Annotated in this window: 24 protein-coding genes, 1 tRNA gene and 1 pseudogene; 14 read left to right on the top strand and 12 right to left on the bottom strand. The window is 38.1% G+C overall.

What is annotated here, in order from left to right; all coding sequences use genetic code 11:
* Nucleotides 1-194: 194 nt before the first annotated feature.
* A complete protein-coding gene (locus PVK71_RS02500; protein WP_274417123.1) occupies nt 195-902 on the top strand; it encodes a carbonic anhydrase in 708 nt (235 codons plus the stop codon).
* Nucleotides 903-1,024: 122 nt separating this feature from the next.
* Nucleotides 1,025-1,115, top strand: a tRNA-Ser gene (locus tag PVK71_RS02495).
* Nucleotides 1,116-1,167: 52 nt separating this feature from the next.
* Here PVK71_RS02495 and PVK71_RS02490 read toward each other — a convergent pair.
* Nucleotides 1,168-1,650 (bottom strand): GNAT family N-acetyltransferase, encoded by a 483-nt coding sequence (locus tag PVK71_RS02490; protein ID WP_274417124.1) that lies wholly within the window; start codon nt 1,648-1,650, stop codon nt 1,168-1,170.
* Nucleotides 1,651-1,965: 315 nt separating this feature from the next.
* On the opposite strand from PVK71_RS02490, the gene PVK71_RS02485 reads away from it, so the two are divergent.
* Nucleotides 1,966-4,320, top strand: a complete 2,355-nt coding sequence (locus tag PVK71_RS02485) for an AAA family ATPase (RefSeq protein ID WP_274417125.1) — start codon at nt 1,966-1,968, stop codon at nt 4,318-4,320.
* A gap of 1 nt (nt 4,321) precedes the next feature.
* Nucleotides 4,322-5,197: a mechanosensitive ion channel family protein gene (locus PVK71_RS02480; protein ID WP_130046317.1), complete on the top strand. Its 876-nt coding sequence runs from the start codon at nt 4,322-4,324 to the stop codon at nt 5,195-5,197.
* Nucleotides 5,198-5,259: 62 nt separating this feature from the next.
* Here PVK71_RS02480 and PVK71_RS02475 read toward each other — a convergent pair whose 3' ends face one another.
* Both PVK71_RS02475 and PVK71_RS02470 read right to left on the bottom strand, forming a co-directional pair.
* A complete protein-coding gene (locus PVK71_RS02475; RefSeq protein WP_274417127.1) occupies nt 5,260-6,099 on the bottom strand; it encodes an isopenicillin N synthase family dioxygenase in 840 nt (279 codons plus the stop codon).
* A 250-nt stretch (nt 6,100-6,349) separates the two neighbouring features.
* Complete coding sequence (locus tag PVK71_RS02470; RefSeq protein ID WP_274417128.1) at nt 6,350-6,649, bottom strand: hypothetical protein; 300 nt, start codon at nt 6,647-6,649, stop codon at nt 6,350-6,352.
* Nucleotides 6,650-6,824: 175 nt separating this feature from the next.
* Between PVK71_RS02470 and PVK71_RS02465 the strand changes: the two are divergent.
* The 7 genes and pseudogenes from PVK71_RS02465 to PVK71_RS02435 all read left to right on the top strand — a co-directional run.
* Nucleotides 6,825-7,037, top strand: a pseudogene (locus tag PVK71_RS02465) (transcriptional regulator); the annotation flags it as partial.
* Complete coding sequence (locus tag PVK71_RS02460; RefSeq protein ID WP_274417130.1) at nt 7,034-7,486, top strand: hypothetical protein; 453 nt, start codon at nt 7,034-7,036, stop codon at nt 7,484-7,486. The pseudogene PVK71_RS02465 and the gene PVK71_RS02460, both read left to right, overlap by 4 nt.
* Nucleotides 7,480-7,671, top strand: coding sequence for a hypothetical protein (locus PVK71_RS02455; protein ID WP_274417131.1), 192 nt, complete (start codon nt 7,480-7,482; stop codon nt 7,669-7,671). Before PVK71_RS02460 ends, PVK71_RS02455 begins: the two co-directional genes overlap by 7 nt.
* Nucleotides 7,664-8,581 carry a DUF6414 family protein gene (locus PVK71_RS02450; RefSeq protein ID WP_274417132.1) on the top strand — a complete coding sequence of 306 codons (918 nt, stop codon included), beginning with the start codon at nt 7,664-7,666 and terminating at the stop codon, nt 8,579-8,581. Before PVK71_RS02455 ends, PVK71_RS02450 begins: the two co-directional genes overlap by 8 nt.
* Before the next feature lie 39 nt (nt 8,582-8,620).
* Nucleotides 8,621-10,045 carry an AAA family ATPase gene (locus PVK71_RS02445; RefSeq protein ID WP_274417133.1) on the top strand — a complete coding sequence of 475 codons (1,425 nt, stop codon included), beginning with the start codon at nt 8,621-8,623 and terminating at the stop codon, nt 10,043-10,045.
* A 3-nt stretch (nt 10,046-10,048) separates the two neighbouring features.
* On the top strand, nt 10,049-10,705 hold the full coding sequence (locus tag PVK71_RS02440) for a hypothetical protein (protein ID WP_274417134.1): 657 nt from the start codon (nt 10,049-10,051) through the stop codon (nt 10,703-10,705).
* A gap of 82 nt (nt 10,706-10,787) precedes the next feature.
* Nucleotides 10,788-11,807 (top strand): phage integrase, encoded by a 1,020-nt coding sequence (locus PVK71_RS02435; protein WP_274417135.1) that lies wholly within the window; start codon nt 10,788-10,790, stop codon nt 11,805-11,807.
* A gap of 115 nt (nt 11,808-11,922) precedes the next feature.
* Here the strand turns inward: PVK71_RS02435 and PVK71_RS02430 are convergent, their stop codons facing one another.
* Nucleotides 11,923-12,363 (bottom strand): YcgN family cysteine cluster protein, encoded by a 441-nt coding sequence (locus PVK71_RS02430; protein ID WP_274417136.1) that lies wholly within the window; start codon nt 12,361-12,363, stop codon nt 11,923-11,925.
* Nucleotides 12,364-12,704: 341 nt separating this feature from the next.
* Here PVK71_RS02430 and PVK71_RS02425 point away from each other — a divergent pair, with 341 nt between their 5' ends.
* Nucleotides 12,705-12,956 (top strand): YkgJ family cysteine cluster protein, encoded by a 252-nt coding sequence (locus PVK71_RS02425; RefSeq protein ID WP_274417137.1) that lies wholly within the window; start codon nt 12,705-12,707, stop codon nt 12,954-12,956.
* Nucleotides 12,957-12,974: 18 nt separating this feature from the next.
* Here PVK71_RS02425 and PVK71_RS02420 read toward each other — a convergent pair whose 3' ends face one another.
* The gene (locus PVK71_RS02420) at nt 12,975-13,205 is read right to left on the bottom strand and encodes a TIGR02647 family protein (protein WP_130045460.1); all 231 of its coding nucleotides are present in this window, start codon (nt 13,203-13,205) and stop codon (nt 12,975-12,977) included.
* Between the two features lie 146 nt (nt 13,206-13,351).
* Nucleotides 13,352-14,245, bottom strand: a complete 894-nt coding sequence (locus PVK71_RS02415; RefSeq protein WP_274417140.1) for a Tim44 domain-containing protein — start codon at nt 14,243-14,245, stop codon at nt 13,352-13,354.
* Nucleotides 14,246-14,469: 224 nt separating this feature from the next.
* Between PVK71_RS02415 and PVK71_RS02410 the strand changes: the two genes are divergently transcribed.
* On the top strand, nt 14,470-15,069 hold the full coding sequence (locus PVK71_RS02410) for a TetR/AcrR family transcriptional regulator (RefSeq protein WP_274417141.1): 600 nt from the start codon (nt 14,470-14,472) through the stop codon (nt 15,067-15,069).
* 22 nt (nt 15,070-15,091) lie between these two features.
* Nucleotides 15,092-16,960: an MFS transporter gene (locus tag PVK71_RS02405; protein ID WP_274417143.1), complete on the top strand. Its 1,869-nt coding sequence runs from the start codon at nt 15,092-15,094 to the stop codon at nt 16,958-16,960.
* Here the strand turns inward: PVK71_RS02405 and menE are convergent.
* From menE to PVK71_RS02375, 6 genes are all read right to left on the bottom strand, one after another.
* A complete protein-coding gene (gene menE / locus PVK71_RS02400) occupies nt 16,940-18,340 on the bottom strand; it encodes an o-succinylbenzoate--CoA ligase (RefSeq protein WP_274417145.1) in 1,401 nt (466 codons plus the stop codon). The genes PVK71_RS02405 and menE overlap by 21 nt on opposite strands.
* The gene (menC, locus tag PVK71_RS02395) at nt 18,328-19,302 is read right to left on the bottom strand and encodes an o-succinylbenzoate synthase (RefSeq protein WP_274417147.1); all 975 of its coding nucleotides are present in this window, start codon (nt 19,300-19,302) and stop codon (nt 18,328-18,330) included. The genes menE and menC overlap by 13 nt, the downstream gene beginning before the upstream one ends.
* 77 nt (nt 19,303-19,379) lie before the next feature.
* Entirely contained in the window at nt 19,380-20,246 is an 867-nt protein-coding gene (gene menB / locus PVK71_RS02390; RefSeq protein ID WP_274417149.1) for a 1,4-dihydroxy-2-naphthoyl-CoA synthase, read from the bottom strand.
* A 5-nt stretch (nt 20,247-20,251) separates the two neighbouring features.
* Nucleotides 20,252-21,046 (bottom strand): 2-succinyl-6-hydroxy-2,4-cyclohexadiene-1-carboxylate synthase, encoded by a 795-nt coding sequence (gene menH / locus PVK71_RS02385; RefSeq protein WP_274417151.1) that lies wholly within the window; start codon nt 21,044-21,046, stop codon nt 20,252-20,254.
* The gene (gene menD, locus PVK71_RS02380) at nt 21,030-22,763 is read right to left on the bottom strand and encodes a 2-succinyl-5-enolpyruvyl-6-hydroxy-3-cyclohexene-1-carboxylic-acid synthase (protein ID WP_274417153.1); all 1,734 of its coding nucleotides are present in this window, start codon (nt 22,761-22,763) and stop codon (nt 21,030-21,032) included. The genes menH and menD overlap by 17 nt, the downstream gene beginning before the upstream one ends.
* Nucleotides 22,760-24,082: an isochorismate synthase gene (locus tag PVK71_RS02375; protein ID WP_130048176.1), complete on the bottom strand. Its 1,323-nt coding sequence runs from the start codon at nt 24,080-24,082 to the stop codon at nt 22,760-22,762. The genes menD and PVK71_RS02375 overlap by 4 nt, the downstream gene beginning before the upstream one ends.
* Nucleotides 24,083-24,099 lie beyond the last annotated feature (17 nt).

Below are 24,099 nucleotides of genomic sequence, written 5' to 3'. Positions count from 1 at the left end.
AGTTTTAAAAAATCAAAAATCTATCACATCCATTCTTTTATTCTCAAAATTTGCGTTAAAACTAAGACAATCAAACAAAGTCTTTCAAAGAATTAGAAGCAGGTTGCGAAACTTCATTCAAACCATTATTAACCAAGATACATTTGTATTAGCCTAAACTCGATTTTATAAAATAATAAGGCTAGATAAATACCATGAAAAAATTATTTACTACATTAGCTGTACTAAGTGCTCTTTCAACAACAGCATTCGCTTCTGCATCTGAATGGGGTTATACGGGAGAAACCGCCCCTGCTAATTGGCACGGCACTTGTCAGAGCGGGCTAAATCAATCACCTATTGATATCACCAATGCTATAGAAAGTACTTTAAAGCCCATCACATTCAATTACGCACAAGCTGGTAAAAATATCGTTAATAACGGACATACCGTGCAAGTAAACTTTGATGGTAAACAATCCATTCAGGTTGAAGGTAAAACATTTAACCTATTACAACTTCATTTCCATGCCCCAAGTGAAAACCTGATTGCAGGTCATTCATACCCATTAGAAATGCATTTAGTGCATGCTGATAAAGATGGAAACCTAGCAGTGATAGGTGTGATGTTTAAAGAGGGTAAAGTAAATCCTGAATTAGCAAAAATTTGGGCTCAAATGCCAAGCTCAGGAGAGATAGCACTTGATAGTAAATTACGTCTTATCGACTTACTACCTAGCGATCAGGCTTATTATCGATTCAATGGCTCGCTAACAACTCCGCCATGTACAGAAGGGGTTACATGGTTAGTAATGAAAAAAACAGTTCCTATTTCTTCTAAGCAACTATCTCAATTTAAAGCTCTGTATGAAGGAAATAATCGCCCAGTACAAGCTACTAATGCTCGCCCAGTCCTAAAATAAATCGTTAAAATATTAAATTTTGCTCTAACTTTCATCAATACGATCAAATTTAGAGCAAATGATTTTTATATTAAAAAGAATCCTTTACAAGCAGAGGGGTTACCCCTATTATACGCGGCATCGGAGGGATGGCTGAGTGGTCGAAAGCACCGGTCTTGAAAACCGGCAACCGTTAATAGCGGTTCTAGGGTTCAAATCCCTATCCCTCCACCACATTCAAAGCCCTAGCAGAAATGCTGGGGCTTTTTTGTATCTGCGATTTTCTTCATAAATCCTTCATCATCCACACATCACAGCCATTATGAACGGTACCATCAAGTGGCTTTGATAAATGGCTAAAACCCAAGTCTTTATATAGATGAATGGCTGATTTCATACTTGATAAGGTATCCAAATAGCACTGAGTGTAACCAAAACTTACCGCATGCTTGAGTACCTTTTGAGCAATTGTTTTACCAAACCCCCTTCCTCTAGCCTCCGGCAATAAAAACAATTTACGTAACTCACATACTGTTTTACTGCCATTAAATGCCGCTAAACCACAACCACCAACAACCCTACCATCAAGCAATAAAATCAGATATTTACTCTTAAATTCAGGGTTATAATATTTACTCATCTCCAATACTTCATCGTCTGATGGACCAAATCCTTCCCCTACCGCTCCAAACTCAACACCAACGTTTTTTATAATGTAGCAAATATCATTATCGTGCTCACTGCTAATTGGAACAATTCGATATTCCATACCCTGACTCTCCACAAATTTCCTTATTTCATTATAGAAAAACAAATTAAACAAAATATTATCGATATTACAGAGTGAGTGCTTAATACAAACCTTGATCACAGAGATAACTATTTTTTTGTAACAATAAAACCAACCAAATAGTGCAATTAATTATCAAAAAAGCACACAAATACACGACATTTGATTCATATTTAATGTTTTCTTAGAGAAAAACTATAAATTGCAGCAAAGATCACATTTCTAATCAATCAACGAATTTCCACATATAAATACTCATTATAAATTTTATCTATTGAGACCCCTTTATTGCCTATGAATAATATCGTTAATCGTTTTCTTCTAGTGTTAGTCCTATCCTACTCACCATCTCTAATGGCTGAATGGGGAGTACATGCTTATAACTCTGTATCTATATCTGAGTCTGCTCAAAATATCGCAACGGATATAAAACAGCTCCCAGAGCAACATTTTTTTTCAAACCAAGAATACGGACAAGTCAAAAGACTGATGTCTCGTACTTTGCTGGCACAAAAGAAACAGGCCCAAGAATTAAAAGATTCATTATCAAATTATCAAGATAATGCCACGGATGACACCTGGGCTCGTGTAGAAAAAGACCATCGTTCATTGACCTCTTTAAATACGAGTAAAGAGTCACTTCTGCACCTAACAGAAACAAGAAATCGAGATCAATTAACCGGGTTTGGTCCTCGTGGGGTTACTCAGTTTTATGCCGAATTGCAAATAACTAACCTTAACATTAAATATTATACCTATTATCAAATTCGCAGTTTTAAAAAATTACTTAATGACCTTGCTATATCGCCAGTGCCAGTGATCAGTGTCCTGATCAAAGTATTAGGTATTTTCTTTATTTTCAATTGGTGGATGCGAAACAGCGACCGACTAATCCATGATTTTAAAACATCAAAACTAAAAAGCAGCTCAAACCCTAGCTTATTCGTTCGTACTATTTGGTATTGTAGTCGTGCACATAAAGCAATCGCGTATTTATTATTAATTACAGCGACATTACGTATTATTTCAACACTTCCGAGTTTGCAGCATTTGATCTTTCTAGAGATATTTACTTGGTGGATACTTGGGGGGTCTATTGCTGTCAGTTTCATTTTGGAATTTGCTTATAGAAACAGTAAACATAATAAAAAAGACATTATCGCTTTAAGACTATCAACCATTCGCCGATACGTTTGGGGCATAATTGTTGCTGGCGTAGTTTTACAAATTTCATCACGAACGTTAGGTGAAGGGACTATTTATGCTTGGATTAACTCTATTGTTTATCTATTTTTTGTCTTACTAACAGTCATTACGCTAAAACGATGGAACCAGACCATTTTTAACCGTATAGAGCAGTTAGAAACGCATCCATTATCAGTTCAATGGGCAATAAGAAATAAGAATACTGTATTGATGTCTATTCCTGCTACTGCCTGTGGTTCGGCATGGTTACTTGGACGAACAATTCAGCACCAAGTCATTTCTATACTTTCTCAATATGCAGCCTTTAGTCACGTACTCGCCTATCTCTTTAGAATAGAAGTAGCGAAACAAACTGAAGTCTCACGTGAGCAATCAAATCTAGTCCGCATAAAGGGAGAAAATGCATTTAATTATATCGCTCCTGGCTCAGAGACATCTGAATTAATCGAAGAATATGCGGAAGAAGAAATCGTTTCATTATCACGGTACTTATTAACAGATAGCCCTGCTGTATGTGTATTGTCTGGCGAGCGAGGCATTGGTACAACAACCGTATTAAATCGAATTTTAAATAAAGCTAAAAACGTAATTCCACTATATATAAATTGCCCTTACGATGGCTACTCGGCACTATTACCTGAACTTTCACAATTATTAGGATTAGAGGAAGGAGCAACAGAAAAGGATATCCTACAGCATCTTAGAAACAGCGATCAATGCTATCTAATTGCGTTTGATAATACCCAACGGTTAGTAAAACCAAAAGTGAATGGATTAGTTGATTTAATGAAACTAACCAATTTACTTAGACGTGCGAGAAAAAGTCATCGCGTTGTCTTATCTATTGATAAATCAAGCTGGCGCTTTATCGATCGTGCCCGTGGAGAGCGACTATTATTTGATCTTGTTACTTTTATGCCCAAGTGGAATGAAAAACAAATTGGTCAACTATTAGATTCTCGTATCATTGAAAAAAATGGAGAGAGCTCAATTTCTTTTGATGGATTAGTTCTCCCAAGACAATGGGATGAAGATACCTTAACTGATGAAGAACGAGCTAAGAATGGGTTCTATCGTATCTTGTGGGACTATTCAGATGGTAACCCTACTGTTGCATTACGTTTCTTTAGACTTTCTTTATACAAAGATAAAGAAACAGATACGGTACTAGTTCGTTTATTCCGAGCTCCTCAATCTGATGATCTAGAAACGATGCCAAAGCCTATGCTTGCTGTACTGCGTTCAATTGTACAGCTTGAAGTTGCTTCACCTATCGATCTTTGTGATTGTAGTCGACTCAGCATTGCTGAAGTAATCAGTACGTTACGCTACTTTCAAAGTCGTGGTTATATTGAGTGGAATGATGAAAAAGCACGTATATCAGATCATTGGTATCGTCATATTACTAACGCTCTTCACCGTCAACATCTATTGGTAAAATAATATGATTCGTTTATTCATACTTTGTTTGTCTCTATTTTCAGGTAGCTTTGCATTTGCAGAAGACCCTCAATCTATCGATAATTTACAACAATTTACTAGCTTAATTCGTTGGAGTGGCGTTGTTTTCTCCTTCTTTATTATTGTAGGCGCATGGCTATTTCTACGCTTTATTCAGTCCATTGTTGATGGCGTAAGTAGTCAATTTGCACAACGTCGTATGTTAATGCAAAAGTTGCAATCCTTCTTTCAATTTTTCATTTACATGTCGACAGCTGTTGCCGTATTCATGCTCAGTTTCAGAGTTGATGAGCGTGTACTCGCTCTGATCGGTGGTACGATCGCAGTTTCTGTTGGTTTTGCATTAAAAGATCTTACCGCCTCATTTATCGCGGGTTTGACCGTTATGATCGACCGACCATTCCAAGTTGGAGATCGAGTAACGTTTGAAGGGCATTATGGGGATATCATTGCCATTGGTTTACGCTCGGTACGAATGCAAACTCTTAATGATGATATTATTACGATACCTAACAATAAATTTTTAAATGACGTAGTGGTGAGTGGAAACTATGGCGGACTTGATATGCAGGTTGTTATTCCTTTTTATATAGGAATGGACCAAGACATTAATAAAGCTCGTGATATTATCCAAGAAGCGGCATCTTCAAGTCGTTATATCCACTTGCCAAAGCCTGTAGTAGTCTTAGTTAAACAAACGATAACCGATAACTATCTAGCTATACAATTAACCTGTAAAGCCTACGTTGTTGATATTAAATTCGAGAAATTATTTGAAACCGATATTACATTGCGAGTAATGCAGGAGTTTAGTAAAGAGGCCATTAACCCTCCAACCATTGCTATTCAAAGTAAATAAGTCTTCTTTTACTTACCTACAAAAAATAGGTAGAGAACACCTCTCTACCTATTAATTCTAATTTAAATAACACCTAACTCACGTAAGCGTTCCATTAAGTAACTATTCGCAGTATGACGATCAGACAATACAACTTCAGGTTTTGGATGCAAAAACAGCGGCAAAGAGATACGAGATTTCGTTTTATCTGCACCTTCAGGGTTAATCACTCGGTGCGTTGTTGATGGGTAATAACCCCCTGACGCTTCTTGCAACATATCACCAATATTAATGATTAGGTTACCAAAATCACAAGGTACATCTAACCAATCACCTTCTTTAGTCTTAACTTGTAAACCCGGCTCATTCGCGGCAGGAAGCACTGTTAATAAGTTAATGTCTTCATGTGCACCAGCTCGGATAGCACCAAGCTCCTCATCGCCTTCTAACGGTGGGTAATGCAGAACACGAAGCAATGTCTTATCACTTTGCTCTACCATGCTAGATAATGATTGAGAGTACAGTGCAGAAACATCTTCCGGAGAGTGCACTTCAACCCAAGATAATAGCTCACTAGCAAGTACATTAGCGTTATCGTAATACTCTTGAATTTGAGCTTTCAATTGAGCAGGGCATTGGCCTGTAGGGTAATAATGATAGTACTCTTTAATGTCTTTTTTAGTGTGCCCTTTTGCGACTTCTGATACCGATGCAGGGAAAAAGCCATCTTGCGTGTCTACATTAAACTGGAAGTTTTCTTTTTCTTCGCTGTTAAAGAATGCATACCAATTTTCATAGATGCTTTGTACAAGCTCTTGTTGGATTGGATGATTTTTTAACACGCCAAATCCTGTCTCACGCAGTGATTTAACAAACTGCTCCGCTGCATTCTCAGCAGTGTAATCAATTGCTTCTAATTTCATAATTATTATCTTATCGTTGGCTGACTGGTTTTTATAATGTTTTTTTATAATGTACTGTTAAATTGTATTAAGATGAGCAGAGAGCCTCAAGCGCTAATGTCTAAAAACAGACAACAATTCGTTTACACATAGAAACACAACTATTCTGTGCAACAACAATAAAGAGAAAAAGAAGAATATTTATGGTGGGATATTACCCAGCTATCGATTTAACAATAGCGGGTAATTTTTAAATTTCGTTAGCGCTGGGTTACCTTGGTAGTGGCTCTAAAATTCCATTTCTAACTAAGCCACGGCGAACGTTTTTGCACAGTTTAGCGAACTTGTCGATCTCAGAGAAATTGGGCGTTTCACCGCGCTCAATATAAGATTCCCAATACAATAATTCACTTTCAACTAGCTCTATCAATTTACGTGGGCAACCAACACAGGTATCACCGCATATCTGAGCTTCAGGCGCATCAAATGGAAAGTCAGCTTTTACCAACTCAATGATGTTATGCATTGCCGTTTTTAGATCAGGCTTTTGTGTTTTAGGTTTATTGGTCATAGTTTACTTCATTTTTATGATGTGGAACTCGAACAGATCATAGCGTATTTATTGATGTTTTTCACATTAAAGATAAAGTTCGGACTTAACGGCAAAAAACACATTAAGCATTACCTATTGATTGAATAGAAATGATATTCTACAAGTAAGTTTGAAGATAGATATCAAGCACTAAGATGATATAGGGTTGTACTACATCAATAAAGAATCAATAGACCCTGTATCCGGTGACTACCTATTAGATGTTGATGGACGTTTATCAATAAACAACCTACAGCGTTTACCAGGTAAAAAATTGGCTATTGCATTTGGCAACTCAACAATTGAAGTCTCAGAAGAAGATGTAAAAGTTGTTGGCCGAGTGGCTATGGAAATGAAGAAGAAATGATGGAAAAACAACACTCTGTATCTAAATTGACAAAGTGGCTTGGTTATACTGTTTTTATTGGCTTAATACCAATCTTACTCAGACTATTAACTAGTTACTTTACTGAAGGAGTTGCTACAACTTCTGCTGCTGATTTCATCGCAGTAGGCTTTGTTTTACATATATCAATCTTCAATGAACTTGAGCATATGGATGGGGATCAAACATGGAAAAGCATAAGCAATATTATTTCAATTGGGATGGTAGCTATCTATGGTGCTTTAATGCTTGGACTTCTCATTGTTGAGTCGGGATATAATGGCATTAATATCAATTTACTTACAGATTGTGCAATGAAATTAGCCATAGCATCGTTTATACTTTGCTTTATCATTTTTTTCCGTTTAACTGCAAAAGAAAAAGCAGAGAAAGCGGTTCATAAAGGTCAAAGTGAGGGTATTGTATGCTAGCAAACATTATAATTAGTGGTATAACTTTTATTGCCATTATTGCTGTAATTATCTTTTCAGTTTGGTCAATTATAGATACTCGTCGTAAGTATTCATATCAAACCTTTATTCAAGAAAGACAACAAGAACATAACGACGCTAAAGAGCGCTTTAAAAAAAGAACTAGGCTAGGAAAAAATGATTAGAAATTTTATCTATTTAGATGAACCAAAACTGTACTCTTTTTCATCACAATTATTTGAAGGTATCACCGACTTCATTCTCAATGAAAAGAGTTTAGACACTGAAAATAACACTACAGTTAAAGTCGGCTTACCTTCAAGTAAAATTATTGCTGATGTAATTCGTGAAACTAGCACATCAACAACTAAAAAGTTTCTTCACGATCATTCTTTTTCATTACTTGAACAAGAACTGATTAAAACAGAACAATTACTTGATATTACTGAAAATCAGCTAACTATTGATGATATTTCAAATAGTGGAAAATCTTTCATAAAAATAAAAGCCAAAGGCAAATTTATTGATACAAATGAGATAATGTCTACTTTAAAGAATTTCAACGATATCGGCGAAGCAATAGTTAAAGCTCAAGCAATAGACGAACTAAAAGAATTAGACAGAAAAAGAAGAACACTAACGACAGAGAAACAAGTAAAACAACTTCAATCAACTTTTAATAAAGAAGTTGAAAAAATAGCTTATGAAAATGAATACAGATTACCACCTGAAATGATATCGAGCTTTACGCAGTTAGTTGAGTTTTTTGGTGCTGATTTACAACGTTTTCAGCAAATAGGTTGTAACAATACAATTTTCACATCATGTTTAGATTCATCGCACTTAAGAGATAGCTTACCTGCTATCTATAGAAAGTATTCAAGAAAAACAGCCTTAGAGTTTGTGGTAGTTGGAACTATCAGCCACGGTATAGGAACTCAAAAACCTGAAGTACAAGAGTTACCAGACGATGCGAATATGCTGCAACACTTCCAAAATATGGTAGAGCATATGTATGACTTAGACCAAAATGCTTTTGGTAAGTTAGACAACGAAATAATCATAGAGCCAATCGCTATTTATACTGAGCTTTAGGTATAGAGTTGACTCTTAAAATTTATAATGAGAATAACTATGAAATTTCATATTGAGAACTTAGGTAAAATTAAACAAGCCGATATAAAGGTAAATGACCTTACGATTATCTGTGGGCCAAATAGTGCATCAAAAACATGGTTATCTTACTCAATCTACCATCACCTTAATAGTATCTTTAACCTATCTACATTTTTTGGTTTAAATCATAATATTTTTACATATGACGAATATGGAAAAATTGATATTGAATCTGAAAGATTTCAAAATGAACTATCTATGCTTATCAAAACTTCTTTTGATAATAGTAATAGTATGCTTCACAAAACATTTAATACTTTTGAATCAATATTCGAAAAATCAGTTGTTTCAATATTAGATACTGCTGACTACACAAAAATAATCACAGAAAAATTGAAAGATATTGAAATTAATTTAGGAATAGCTAACCATCCAACTCGAATTCAAAAAGAAAAAGATTCAAATATCATTGATGTACTATACATAAAAGATGAAGAGCCTGAAGAAGAAAACACTTTATCAAAAAGATCAGCAATAGCTATCTTGTTATCTGCATCTATTTCCTCAAATTTAGGTCGGTCGAATATAGAATTACCAAATCGTCCTTTTGTAATAACATCAGAAAGGGTTGGTAGCTTAGTTTTCCAAAAAGATATAGATGGAACTGCATTATCAATTAAGGAATCTCTAGAATCATTTATGGAAGAGTATTCTGATAATTCAGAAGTAAACAGCATTATCATGCAACTAAACAAACTAACCATTGGTAATCGAGCATCGTTAGCTATTCCTGTAAGGAAAAACTTGCTTGCAGTTAGAAATGCAGACAGCGAATTAAAAAAACAAAGTTATCTAGCAAAAGAACATCCTTATGTATCTGATGCACTTAATGAAATTGTAAAAGGTAAATTTACTGTTGACAATGGAACGTTAGTCTTTTCATCAAATGATGATAGTCACCAACTTCCAATTACAATAACTTCATCTTCTATTAAATCTCTTTTTATGATTGATTTATATATCAACTCTCTTGCAAAAAAAGGAGATGTTCTATTAATAGATGAGCCAGAACTAAACTTACATCCAGATAATCAGCGATTAATGGCTAAAGTAATCACTAGAATTGCAAATTCAGGGATTAAAGTTCTTATCACTACTCATAGTGACTATTTAATAAGAGAAATTAATAATTCTATTTCATTAAGTAATGACTTTGAAAACAAAAATAAACTTCTAGAACAATATAGTTATTTAGATCAAGATGTATTACAGCAAAGTCAAGTATCTGCATATAGCGTCTCAAATACAGGTAACGTTAGTGAAATGAACATTACTAATTTTGGAATAGATGATAGTATTTTTGACAATATCATTAATGAAGCCAATCAGCGACAAGAAGATATTATGTATGCTGTCGACCCATCCCTTTTTGAAGATGAGTGATTTATGACTATTCTTCAAAACTTGCAGAAAATATTAAATCCAGATTGCTTTAAACCAAATCCAACAGGAAATTCTATCGTCATTTCTCAATGCCACAAATTGGCAGACGATGGAGAAACCCCTTTAGATTGGACTCAAGAGCTTAAGATCACAAATCTAGATGGCGACGAAATATTTATATGCTTCGATTGGGATGACCATAAAATATACAGCCGCTACTTGATCGGTAATGCCGAGACTCTAACAGGCAAGGCTTGTGATTACATTATGCTAAAAGAAGAAGCTGATGAATGGCATGTATATATTGGTGAGCTTAAGTTAGGAAAAAACTCCTTTGATGGTGAAAAAATATCTCGTCAAATTAATGGTTCACTCGCCTTCTTACGCTATATATCTGAAATATTATTACTTCAATTTAACTGTGATAAATTGAAAAAGGCTAAAATTCACAAATTAGTTGTATATAAAAAACCATTACAGCGAACTAAAAATAGGCCAAAAATAAAACAAGGGATGAAAAAACCACTTTCACGATTAAGACCTCACTTTGGCTTTTTTACAGCACCACATAATGATATTACTATGATTGGTTTGCCATTTAGCCAAAGCTCTAAACATCATTCGTTAGCACTAACTCAATTTATGAGACGTACAAATTGATGTTTTAGATTGATTCATTCAAACATTGATTTTATCAGCCCACTTGATACTGTATATAAAAACAGTACTAAGTGGGCTTTTTATGGCTGTAAGAAACTTAAAAGATGGTAACAAACTACCTTGGCTTTGTGAGTGTTACCCACAAGGCCGTAAAGGAAAACGTATTCGCAAGCGCTTCGCCACCAAAGGTGAAGCGCTTGCTTTTGAAAAATACACAATGCAAGAAGTTGAAGATAAACCATGGCTTGGTGAAAAAGTAGAGCAACGCAGTTTATTGGATATGATCACTCTATGGCACAATCGTCATGGCATTTCACTTGCTCACGCAAAATACACCTATCGAAAACTTCAAGTTATTGTTCTTGGCATGGGTGATCCACTTTACACAAAATTCACAGCAAATATGTTCACTGAGTATAGAACGGCTCGTTTAGCTGGTGACATTGCCGATTTAAATAATCGTAAAGTGGCTGTTTCTTTTCGTACCTGTAACATTGAACAAGATTTACTGAATGCGGTCATTGCTGAGCTTATTCGCATGGGAGAATGGAAAGCCCCAAATCCATTGAGCTCTGTTCGTCAATTTAAACTGCATGAAGAAGAAATGCAGTTTCTTACTCTTAATGAGATCAAAACATTACTTAGTGCGGCAGCTCGGCATTCACACCCTGATATTTTAAAGGTAGTAAAAATTAGTCTTTCCACTGGCGGACGATTTTTAGAAATAGCTAACCTAAAAGGCTCTCAGCTGAATAAATACAAAATTACGTATACAAAGACGAAGGGAAAGAAAAATCGCACAGTACCGATTAGTGAAGCGCTTTATAATGAGATTTACAAGGAAGGTTCGGGGCCATTGTTCAGTATTGGCTATTCGACAGCTTATCGCTTCATTGTGAATAATATGCCACATTTAGATAATCAATCTTTTCACGTATTACGACACACATTCGCCAGCCACTTTATGATGAATGATGGCAACATTATCGTCTTACAACGTATTTTAGGTCACACTGATATTAAGCAAACAATGCGTTATGCTCACTTTTCACCAGAGCATTTAGAAGATGCTGTAACTAAGAATCCCCTATCCCACCTATAAAAATGTCGCCATTTTTAGTGGCGACAAAATGGCGACAGAGCTTCATAATATAGATACATATAGAGGTTTATTGATTGAACAGGAAAACATAACCCTCTGAAAAACCTTGATTTACTTAGTTTCTATGAGGGTGATTGGTGATATGGTCTTCCCAATTTTTCACATCAATCGCATAAACAACCTTGTTTCTTACGCTTTCGCCAGCAGCGTGCATTGCTGATTTAGACCCTGTGATTAATGGGTGCCACTCAGGAAGTGTATTTCCTTCAGCCAATAGACGATATGCACACGTCACTGGTAACCAGTTAAATTCAGCGATGTTTTCACGGCTTAGTTTTAAACACTCTTCACCTGAAGTAAAACGCTTAGGATAATCTTTGCACGAACACGTTCTGCTGTTTAACCAGCTACATGCCACATTTGTGTAGTAAACCTCATCTGTATCTTCATCCATTAACTTGTGTAAACAGCACTTACCACAGCCGTCACAAAGAGATTCCCACTCTTGCTCTGTCATTTCTTCTAATTTTTTTTGTTGCCAAAATTGCTCTGTCATTACTTTACACTCGTTATGGGAAGAGGCGGTTTTATACCCATCTTGAGCTAAAAGTGCAAGTGGTTTACAGATCAGTAAAGAGATAATCCTGAGTAATACCAATCTGGATAAGTAGTTGAGCAGATAATTGCGTAGGAAAAATCGATTAGAGCAAGGCATAAATTGCAGTAACTAGTGGGCCTAATTATACCTAGTTTTTGCAATAGAAAGGTATAACACAGCTATAATCGATTTTAACAAGCAAGAATGATTAAATATTTATCTAGGTTGGTATAGTTTTGACCTGAAAGGGGAAGAGTGCTATTTTGCGCATCCTTTAATTGATGCAATGAGATAGTGTTATGGAATGTAGATTATATTGCGGTGCTTGCTGTATAGCCCCAAGTATTACGTCATTTATTCCGGGAATGCCTGATGGAAAACCTGCAGGAGTACGCTGCGTACAATTAAATGATGAGAACTTGTGTCAGTTGTTTGGTAAGGCTGAACGCCCGAAGGTATGTCATCAATTTAAAGCTTGCCCTGATGTATGTGGGTCAACCCCAGAGCAAGCTATTCAAACCATCACTGAGCTAGAGTCAATGACGCTATAATTTTTTAACGGAATTCGATTACGATAATACGCGAATTACGTTTTGAATGTGCTCTGCAGTTTCAATGCCGTGGTTTGTTAAATAACCACCATCTTCTTGTGTTACCAAGCCTTTACTGAAAAGACGCTTCATTGCTTCGATTGCTTCGGGTGCAGCGTCAGAATGTACTTTTAAACCCGATTGAGTGCTTTCTAGTGGGAATTGCTTGAGAAGGTTCATTTCTTCAATGATATCTTTATTAAATGGCATAATTTTTCTCTCTTATTTATTAACTGAATTCAGCATAGACTGTCTTTGAAATATTAAAACAGAGCTAGATCACACCTATAAAAAATCCCCATAGGATTACTCTCTATGAGGATATTTTTTAATCAAATTATTATGTATTTAGACAGTTAAGCTTGAATACCAATAATTAACCACGGTGCATTTGGTTGCGTAAGATCACGCTCCAAGTGCCAAATATCAGTAATGTCTTCTTCAACACCTTCAACCGAATCACGGTAGCGACCAGAAAACTGCAAACTAAGTTGTGCGCGGTTTGCATCATGATCAGCACGAACGACTTCAGCATCAACAAACATTACATCTGTATGTTGCTCACCTTCTAGATTTGCACGTTCTTGCACTAAATCATTATATAGGCTGATTGATACGTACTCTTGAATCGTTTCAAGTTGGTTGTGGTTCCAAGCACCTTGTAGAATACGGTAATGCTCACGTGAACCATTAATGAATGCTGCCACATCAAAACCCGGTGGGTAATTATGCGGTACGTCATCAGCAGCAGGAGCACCAAAACCACCAGTTGGTTGTGATTGCGCTTGCTCGCCTTGGAAGTACTGCTGGTTATCACGGAAGCTTGGTTTCTCATCATGAGATGCTTGTGGGCCTGCGTATGCTGCCCCTTGCCTCTGATTTATGCTGCTGGCCTTTGATGCCATAAACATACGGAAAAGCTTAAACAGAACAAATGCCACACCAGCCATAATTAGAATATCCATAAACTGGATACCTTCAAAGCCGCCGCCAGCAAAGATTGATGCTAAAAGACCACCCATAAGAAGACCACCAAGTAATCCGCCCATTAAGCCTTTCTTGCTTGATGCGCCTTTGGCTGTGTCTTGCTTACCAATCGTATTCGTGTTTTGTTGCTTCTGTTTTGGCGCAGGCGCTGTTTTAAAGCTTTTGCCAAATGATTTACCACCACCAAATTTCTTTGCTTCTGCATGAGGGGCAGAAAGAACAAAAACAAACATTAGGGCAGCAATAGATAAAAGACGTTTCATTGTCTGTTCCTTTACTGTATTAAAATAATTTTAACTGATAATAGCCTGCATCGCTTCATATTGGGAGCATTAAAACGCACGACTGTGTTTCAGAGTGTTAAAAAACGCCTCTTTTATTCTCAACATTGTGCTTTACGCCCTAATTGATAAAACTCTTACTTGAAGAATAATGAGATGCAATTAAAATTAAGAACAATGTTCACAATTTTTTAAATCAGGTTTATATGGCGCGCAGAAACGACCATACTCATCAAGAAATACGCGATATGGCATTAGATAATATGAAGGTATTTCTCAACGAGCATAGTCATCACGAACTCAGCTTAAGAAAGCTAGCAAAAAGCATTGGCTATGTACCCAGTACATTGGTCAATATTTTTGGTAGCTATAATTTATTGCTGCTGCGCTCTATCGCTCAAACGTTAGATGAACTAATGCAGCAAGTAAATCAAGAGTTGGACAACTGCACGACACCAGAAGAAGCACTTAAAGCCATCGCCTATTGCTATTATGACTTTGCACAACTTCACCCTAATCGCTGGAAATTAGTGTTCCAACACAACATGAACGGTGAGGAACTGCCAGATTGGCAAGAGAACCGCATTAGTCAAATGATGGGCGTGCTTGAAGAAATAATTAAAACCATTAATCCAATTAAAGAACAGAGTGAGATAGAACAAAGTAGTCGCGTTATTTGGGCTAGTGTCCATGGTATTACGTTATTAAGTCTGGATGATTTGTTATTTTCATCAACACCTATTGATGGCCATCTTCTGATTGATAACCTACTATTGAACTATATCAACCAATGGAAGCAGCACTAGCTTTGTAATTAAAGGATTATTCATGGCAAAGCAAGCCAAGCTATTAACCCAACGTCGTTTTCTGCCTTACTTTTTAACTCAATCTTTAGGTGCATTTAACGACAACATTTATAAAAACACACTGCTACTTTTTGTTGCCTTTGCCAGTGTGGATAGCTTGCCTATTTCATCTAATCTCTTTATTAATCTTGCTGCTGGGCTGTTTATTCTACCTTTCTTTCTTTTTTCTGCTCCTGCTGGAGTTTTGGCTGATAAATATGAAAAATCAGCCTTTATTCGCAAAGTAAAACTCGCTGAAATCGTTATTATGCTCTTTGGCGCTATGGCGTTTATTCTTAAAGATTACACCTTATTATTAATTCTTCTTTTTCTGATGGGCACACAATCGGCTTTTTTTGGTCCGGTCAAATACGCTCTGCTTCCTCAGCAATTAAAAAAAGAAGAGTTAGTAACGGGCAATGCCTTGGTTGAGACAGGAACTTTCCTTGCCATTTTATTCGGAACTATTGGGGCTGGTTTTATTGCTTCACAAGATAACGCGGAGTACATTGCAGCAGGTGCGGTTGTTCTTTTTGCCGTGCTTGGTTATCTTGCAAGCCGATCTATTCCTCACACAAAGGCCATTGCTCCTAATTTGGTTTTTAAATGGCAGCCTATCCAACAAACAAAACAAATGCTTAATATTGCCAAAGAAGATCCCTCGGTATTTTTAGCTATCATGGGGATCAGTTGGTTCTGGTTTTTAGGTGCAAGTTATTTAACTCAGTTCCCAAATTATAGTCATTTACATCTTAACGATAATGCAATTACTGTAACGGTATTATTAGCTTTATTTTCTATTGGTATTGCAATAGGCTCTCTGGCTTGTGATGTGTTGTCTAAACACAGAGTTGAAATTGGAATTATCCCATTAGGCTGCTTAGGCATCTCTCTGTTTGGGATGAATCTTTATCTTTCAACGCCAAGCTCATCTATTGATGTCACTGGCTTTATTGCTACACTTTTAAGCCCAGAATTACTGCCTGTTTTTATTAATCTGTTATTTTTAGGCATTTGTGGCGGACTTTATATCGTTCCTTTGTATACTTTAATCCAACAACGACCAAAGCCAGAACACCGATCTCAAATCATTGCAGCCAATAACATTTACAATGCGCTATTTATGGTCGCTAGTGCCATTTTAGGCATTGTGTGTTTATCTGTTCTTGAATTATCTATTCCTCAGTTCTTTGCCCTTCTCGCTATTATGAATGGTGTTGTTGCCTTCTTTTTACTCTGTAAAGTTCCTGTTTTTGTGATCCGATTTTTACTTTGGATCATTACTCACACAATGTATCGAGTAAAGCATAAAGGATTACAGCATCTTCCTGAAGAAGGTGGCGCTTTACTGGTTTGTAACCATATTACTTATATGGATGCCTTTATTCTAAGTGGTGCGTGTCCACGCCCTATTCGCTTTGTTATGGAAGAGGAGTACGCTGAACTGCCTTTAGTTAAATACTTCTTTCGCTTAACCAAGGTAATCCCTATTAATGCCACAAAGAGCAACTCTATTCGTCGTGCTTTTTTAGAGGTTGAAGCAGCACTATCTGAAGGAGAAATAGTCTTAATTTTTCCTGAAGGGGTATTAACTCATGATGGTGAAGTGGGGTCATTTTTGCGAGGAATAGATATTATTTTGAAACGCTCACCTGTGCCCGTTGTACCAATGGCGCTGCGTGGTTTATGGCAAAGTTTCTTTAGTCGTCATGGCGGGAAAGCAATATTAAAACGACCACGCCGCTGCTGGTCAAAAATAGAAGTGGTAGCTGGAGAACCCGTACCACCACATCTAGCAACATCAAGCGTAATGCGTGAAAAAGTAATTCAATTACGCTGTGATTGGCAGTGAGTTAACCCACTCTTTTACTTGTGGGCGAGAAATCTTAATGCCGGTTCCAAATAAGTGTTCAGGCATAGTTTCATAACGAATTGGACATTCAAACTGAGTTAACTTCTCTTTTAAGAAAGAATGCAATTCGTCATGGCTAATCAGTTGTGTCATTTTAATAACGGCAACAGGACGTTGTCCAAACTCTTCATCTTTAACATCAACAACAATCACTTGCTCTATTTCGTTATGCGTTAGCAAAGCGAGCTCTATCTTTTCTGGATGAATATTCTCACCGCCAGAAATAAACATATTGTCAGCTCGGCCTTGAATATGCAGCTCTGCGCCCATCATATAACCAAGATCGCTAGTTTGATACCAACCCTCTTCGTTAGTGATATTCATAATGCCAGATGAACGATAATAACCTAAAGCTAAGCACTCACCACGAACAAGAACTTCACCTTTTTCAATACGTAATTCACGATAATGAAGCACATTACCCACGCCCGGCTCTCCATCTGCCAGTTTTGCGGTTACCGTAGAAGCCATTTCTGTCATGCCATAACCTAACCAACACTCAATGCCATTTTCTTTTGCGGCATCAGTTAATTCAGTCGGTATAACAGCACCGCCAAGTAACACGCGTTTTAACGCCAGACGAGAGATATCACTACTGTCTAAAATTCGCTGTAACTGAGTAGGAACCAATGAGGCATGAGTAACACAACATAAGTCATTTAACAAACCATCTTCGGTTGGCATCACAATTGTTGCACCCGTTAATAACCAACGCCATACAATCGCTAGTCCCGATACATGGAATAAAGGCAAAGATAATAGCCACGAATCACAATTATCAAACTCCATCGTGCTAAGTAAGCCAGCAGCTGAGTACAAATGGTTATTTATGCTGTGTGCAACCGCCTTTGGTAATCCTGTTGAGCCAGAGGTAAAGGTTAAGGTCGCTAATCGATTTGGTTGCCATGTCGCAGCAATAGCACTGTATTCAGCGTTGATTAATTGCAGATGATGCCAAGTGCCTGAAATGCTCTCTTGCCCTTCACCAAACCACATATGTTGAGCAGAAATACTCGTCACTAACTGATGAAGTTGAGCTTTCGGTGTTTTAGGATTAATTGCTGAAAAGCGAGCACCAATACGAATACTGGCTAACTGCAACCAAATTAACTCAATACCACTTTTTGCAACACCAACAACCACGTCATCACGTTTAACGCCTTGCTGAATAAGACCATTAGCATATCGATTCACTTGAATTGACACTTCAGCCCAAGTCCACACTTTGTTACCATCACGAAGTGCTATTTCCACTTCTCGCTCTTCACTCCATTTCGCCCAAGGCCAAGTAGTAAAAAGTGGTGAGATTAATTTTCCCATATAAGTGTCAGCTCTGATAACTCATTCATTGGTAATTCACAATTAGGCCAAGGTGTGTCTAATTGCATTTTAAACAGATCAACCGTATCTAAACCTGGGATCGTCTCTGGTGTTTTCCAGGCCGCCAGTCGCGCTAGCTGCGTTAAAGCAAGGCTAGATTCTAGACTTGAGCTAATCACAGCTTGCATACCTAACTTATGAGCATCTTCAACAAGGGCAAGACACTTATCAACCGAGCCAATCATGGTTGGTTTAATGACAATCGCTTTTACGCCGTCTTGAGCCGTAATTTCAAAACCATCATCACGCACCGTTTCATCCCAAGCAATGGCGATGCCTGTAGCTTGAGAGAATGCCAAACTCTCTTCTGGTGTATGACAAGGCTCTTCTAAAAACTCAATACGAGAACGAAATTCTGGATTAACATAATTAGCAAATTGTTCGGTTTTCTTTGGTGTCCAATTACGGTTAGCGTCAAGGCGTAAAGACAGATCGGGAATAAGCTCTAAAAACATATTTACAACCATGCCATCACGAATCGGTTCATATAAGCCAACTTTGATTTTCGCAATTTTTTTGCCACTCATCTCGTTCAGCTTAACGACTAAATCGTCTGGGTCACCTGAGCATAATGGCGCAGCTTGATAGTTACCTTCTTGTGGTAAACCGTTCTCAAGCTCTAGCAATGCCATGCTAAAACCAAAGGCTACCGATGGGCAATTAGCATCAAGATCAAGCTCTTCATCATTGATCCACGCTTGCGTTAGTGACAATAAATCTTCACGTGCTTGCTCTAGCGTCTCTTGACTAAACTCAGGCAGAGGGGCAACTTCACCTTTACCACAGCGTGTTCCATCACTTAATTCAATGACCAACCCATCTCGTTGTTGAAGACGTTGTTCACGAAGAATAACTCCACTGTCCATAGGGAGTTGGTATTGATATATCTTGGCTGTTTTCATTTGTTACTCCAACCAATAAAAAGAAAAAAGAGACTCATAAAGAGCCTCTAATACTTAATTGAATCAGTGATAGGTGCTTATGGATTACGAGGGAATTTATCGAAATCAGGACGACGTTTTTCATTAAACGCGTTGCGACCTTCTTGACCTTCTTCTGTCATGTAGAACATCATGGTTGCATTACCCGCTAACTCTTGAAGACCAGCTTGACCATCACAGTCTGCATTTAATGCCGCTTTTAGACAACGTAGTGCCATTGGGCTGTGTTGTAATGTTTCACGACACCAACGAACCGTCTCTTTTTCTAAATCAGCAACAGGAACAACTGTGTTTACTAGGCCCATATCCAATGCTTCTTGAGCATCGTAGAAACGACAAAGGAACCAGATTTCACGCGCTTTCTTTTGACCAACGATACGAGCCATGTAAGAAGCACCCCATCCACCATCAAAAGAACCCACTTTAGGACCTGTTTGACCAAATTGTGCATTTTCAGCGGCAATGGTTAAGTCACACATCATATGCAAAACGTGACCACCACCAACAGCGTAGCCTGCCACTGCTGCGATAACTGGTTTTGGACAAGTACGGATCTGACGTTGGAAATCCAACACATTTAAGTGGTGTGTGCCGCTATCATCACGGTAACCGCCGTAATCGCCACGGATCTTCTGATCACCACCTGAACAGAACGCATCTTCGCCTAAACCTGTAAGAATGATAACACCAACTTTCTCGTCATAACGAGCATCTGCTAGTGCATCAATCATCTCTTTAACCGTACCAGGGCGGAAAGCGTTACGTACTTGCGGGCGTGCGATAGTGATTTTCGCAATGCCATCTGCTGATTTATGGTACTGAATGTCTTCGTATTGCGCTGTGCAATCTGTCCAATTTACTGGAGTGTAAAGTTCTTCTTCTGAAATGCCAACAGTTCTTGCCATGGGTTTTATTTCCATTGTTGTAAGAATGTATTAAGTACATGTGTAAAGCGTTCGGGCTGTTCCACATGAGCGTTATGCCCCGCCTGAGCAATGATTTGATATGTTAATTGACTTTGCTCAGCCAGGTGTTGAAATTTTTTATCTGCTTCTCCGCAAATATATAACATGGGGATGGTGCTACGATGTAAGGCTTCAAGCAAATGCGGTTGCTTAGCCAGTGATGTAGATCTCAACATCATCCCAATTGACTTACCAAGATTATCACTTCTTTTTACTACTAAATCTTGTCTTTGCTCAGGGTTTAGTGAAGAAAACACCTGTTGTTGATACCAAGTGTTTAAAACATCGACAATCGGTTGTTGTTCAAATCGCTCAGCCCAAGCGATATCGTTTTTTAGTCGAGCGTGTTTCTCTTCTGCGTTAAGTAATCCAAAATTACCACCTTCAATACATAAACCACGTAAAACAATATTTTCTGGTAATTTAAAGCAGGCATTTAGGTACATGGCAATTCGGCCGCCTAAAGAGTAACCCACAAAAATAAACTCTCGATACGGGCTATTTTCAAGTTGTTCGACTATCAAGCGGCAAGTTTCTTCAAATCCATCGTCTTCTAAAACATGAATTGCGCTGCTCTTACCATGCCCAGGAAGATCGATTAGTAACGCCGGATAAGTATTTGTGACTTCCTGTGAGATCTTTTCCCAATCATCTCTTGAACCTAATAATCCATGTAAAAATACCACACAAGGTTGTGCGGTATTTTCTTTAGGCTCAATGCATTTAGAATAAAGTGGCATGTTGAATTGTTTGGAATAAACGCGTTAACTCTTCGCCCGCCTGTCCTGCAGGGGTGTTAATTTCCACCAAGTGAATACCCTGTTGTAGACCTTCATTAATCATCGAGATGGCACAACTTAATGTTTCTGGCCTATGATAGGTCAAACCAAACATCGCAGCAGCATGGCTAAACTCAAGTTGATGAGGCATTCGATAAAAGTCGTCTTTTTTCTTTTCATCAACAGGCAATAAATCAAAAATACCCCCGCCATCATTATTCATAACTACGATGACGATAGGCTGTGTTGCTTGCTTTAATAATGCTAATGAATTCAGATCATAAAGCAGAGACGTATCACCGACTAAAGCCAATAAGGGACTTTGATTTGCTCGTTGAACACCCACCGCAGTTGCGATTAATCCATCAATACCTGAAGCACCACGATTAGTATAAGTATGTTGTTGATTAAGCTCGCCAACCATATCTAATAAACGAACAATTAAACTATTGCCGATAAACCAATCACACGATTCGACCTTTTGGCCTATTGTGAGCGCAAAGCTTAATTCAGATAAGGTTTCACTGTTGCATGCCATTGAGCGAGCCAACGCCAACGCATTAAGGGAAGCCACTTTTAACGACTCGCTCCATAACAATGAAGGAGCATGATCGAAGTAACAATCACGCTCGACTAGGCTATCAATATGCGCCTGACACCATGGTCTGATATTGGCACGGTAACGGACATGAGAGTGGCTGCTTACATCCAATAATTCTGAGTGAGGATCTATCAGATAATAGTCGTTCTGATAGTTATCTAACCATCCCGTTAAACGTTTAGACACTAAGCGAGCACCAAACTGAAGTACGCATTCAACATCATACAGTAACTCTATACAGCCACTATTTTGCAACCATAAATCGTAGTGCGCCCACTCAGAGTAATAACCCGACTGTGGATCCGCCAATACAGGCCACCCTAACTCTTTCGCTAATTCCGCAGCGGCTTGTGCCTCTTCCAATGAGACTTTACCAATGATGACAATGCCTTTCTTTTGGGCTGTTTTCATCCATTGAGGAGAAACGGTCATTATTGAAGAGTAACGAGGTTGTTGAATATAGGCTGAGAATGCCTCTTTCCATTCTTGAATTGGCGCAAGATACTCTCGTACAAATGTATTATCTTTCTTGCCATAAAAGGGTTCAGGAAAAGGACAATTAATATGAATAGCGCCACCTTGTTCTTGCTGAATAAAGCAGGCTTGATCCAATCGACTCAATAGCCATTGTGCGGGAACATTAATAGTTGGTGATGGTAATTGGAGAGAATGGCAGACATGTGAAGAAAATATTCCCTGCTGATTAATCGCTTGGTTTGCACCACAATTAATCAACTCTACAGGGCGATCTGCCGTAAGTAGGATTAACTTCTCTTTGGTTAATCCTGACTCTGCAACTGAGGGCAATAAGTTTGCTACTGCAGTGCCAGAAGTAACAATTACAGCAACCGCTTCATTTGACGCTTTGGCAATGCCCAGAGCTAAAAATCCTAAGCCCCGTTCATCAAAATGCGTATGAATCGATAAATGTTGATGTTCTGAAGCGGCAAGCGTTAACGGTGTTGAACGAGATCCCGGAGCAATACAAACATGCTTCACTCCATTTCGAACTAACTCTTCAATAATCAACTCAGCCCAAACTTGATTTAGCATTACCTGCTGCTCTGGTTGCATCATGCGACTTGCGACTCCTTGATCTCTGCGCTCACGGCAGGATCAGATTCTAATAAGGTACATAGGGTTGAGGTTTTCTTATCTAACTCTTCCCATTCACTGCTCGGTTCAGAGCCAGGTACAATCCCTGCCCCTGCGAATAAATGCAATTTATTTCCCATGACTAATGCGCTACGAATCGCGACACAAAACTCACTGCGTTGTTGGCTTAAAAAACCAACAGCACCACTGTACCAACCACGGGCAAACGGTTCGTTATCAATAATGAAATCCAATGCGGACATGCGAGGCAAGCCAGCAATTGCTGCGGTTGGCTGTAAATTATCCAATAATTGTGAATCACAACACTCAGCGTTGATCTCTGCAGAAATTGGGCGTTTCAAGTGCTGAACTTTACGTAACTTCACGAGTTCAGAGCTTTCCGCTACCGTCATTGATAAGCTAAATTTAGATAAGCGATTGATAATATCATCGACCACAAGACGGTTTTCATATTGATTTTTCTTATCCGCAATAAGCCAAGAGGCAAGCTGGTTATCCTCTTCTTCATCGTGACCACGACCAATGGTTCCCGCTAAAGCCTCTGTTTTTAAAGCATAACCGTTACGAACATATAAGCGCTCTGGTGTAGAGCCAATAAAACAATGTTCGCTATCTAGCGCCATCATAAAATGAAAGCTATGGCTGTTTGCTTTACGGCTTGCTTTTAAAAATTGAGCTGAAGATAAGGTCTGATCAAGTGTTAAGGTCGTTTTACGCGCAAGCACTACTTTCTCAAATTGTTGGTTTGAAATTGCCGTCAACGCTTTATTGACCATGTTAGTCCAATCAGATTTTTCTGGCGTATTAATTCGTTGTGTTACGCGACAATGCAATTCAGACAGTGATGAAAAATGCTCTACCAGTTTATCCAACGTCGATAGCAGACGTGAATTATCGTCAGATAGATTAACCATGATCTGCCAAGATGAGACTAAACGGCTGATTTCAACTTGTGGTAAAAAGAAAAAAGACGACATACAACGTCGATTACGCTCGGTACGCCCATCAAAAGAACGCCCACCCCAAATTCGTTGCTTTGGTGCTAATACTTTCTGCGCGGCACTTGGGTCTGTAAATGTCTTCACTTGCCCGATAACCGCGACTTCTTCTTGGCCATCACGAGACTGCCAATAAAATTTAGGGAATACGGGTTGAGCTTCTAGCCAATCAATCAGTTGATCGCCAATCGACCAATCTAATTCAAGACAAATAGTATGACGTGACGTTGCCTGCGTAATTTGATGACGAATCGATTCAATGGCATTTTGAAAAGTGGACAAATTAACCTCTCTTGATC

This window comes from Aliivibrio sp. S4MY1, assembly GCF_028765545.1.
Taxonomy (GTDB): Bacteria; Pseudomonadota; Gammaproteobacteria; order Enterobacterales; family Vibrionaceae; genus Aliivibrio.
The sequence above is the reverse complement of the archived record's forward strand: the minus strand, read 5'-3'. Positions and strand labels throughout refer to the sequence as shown.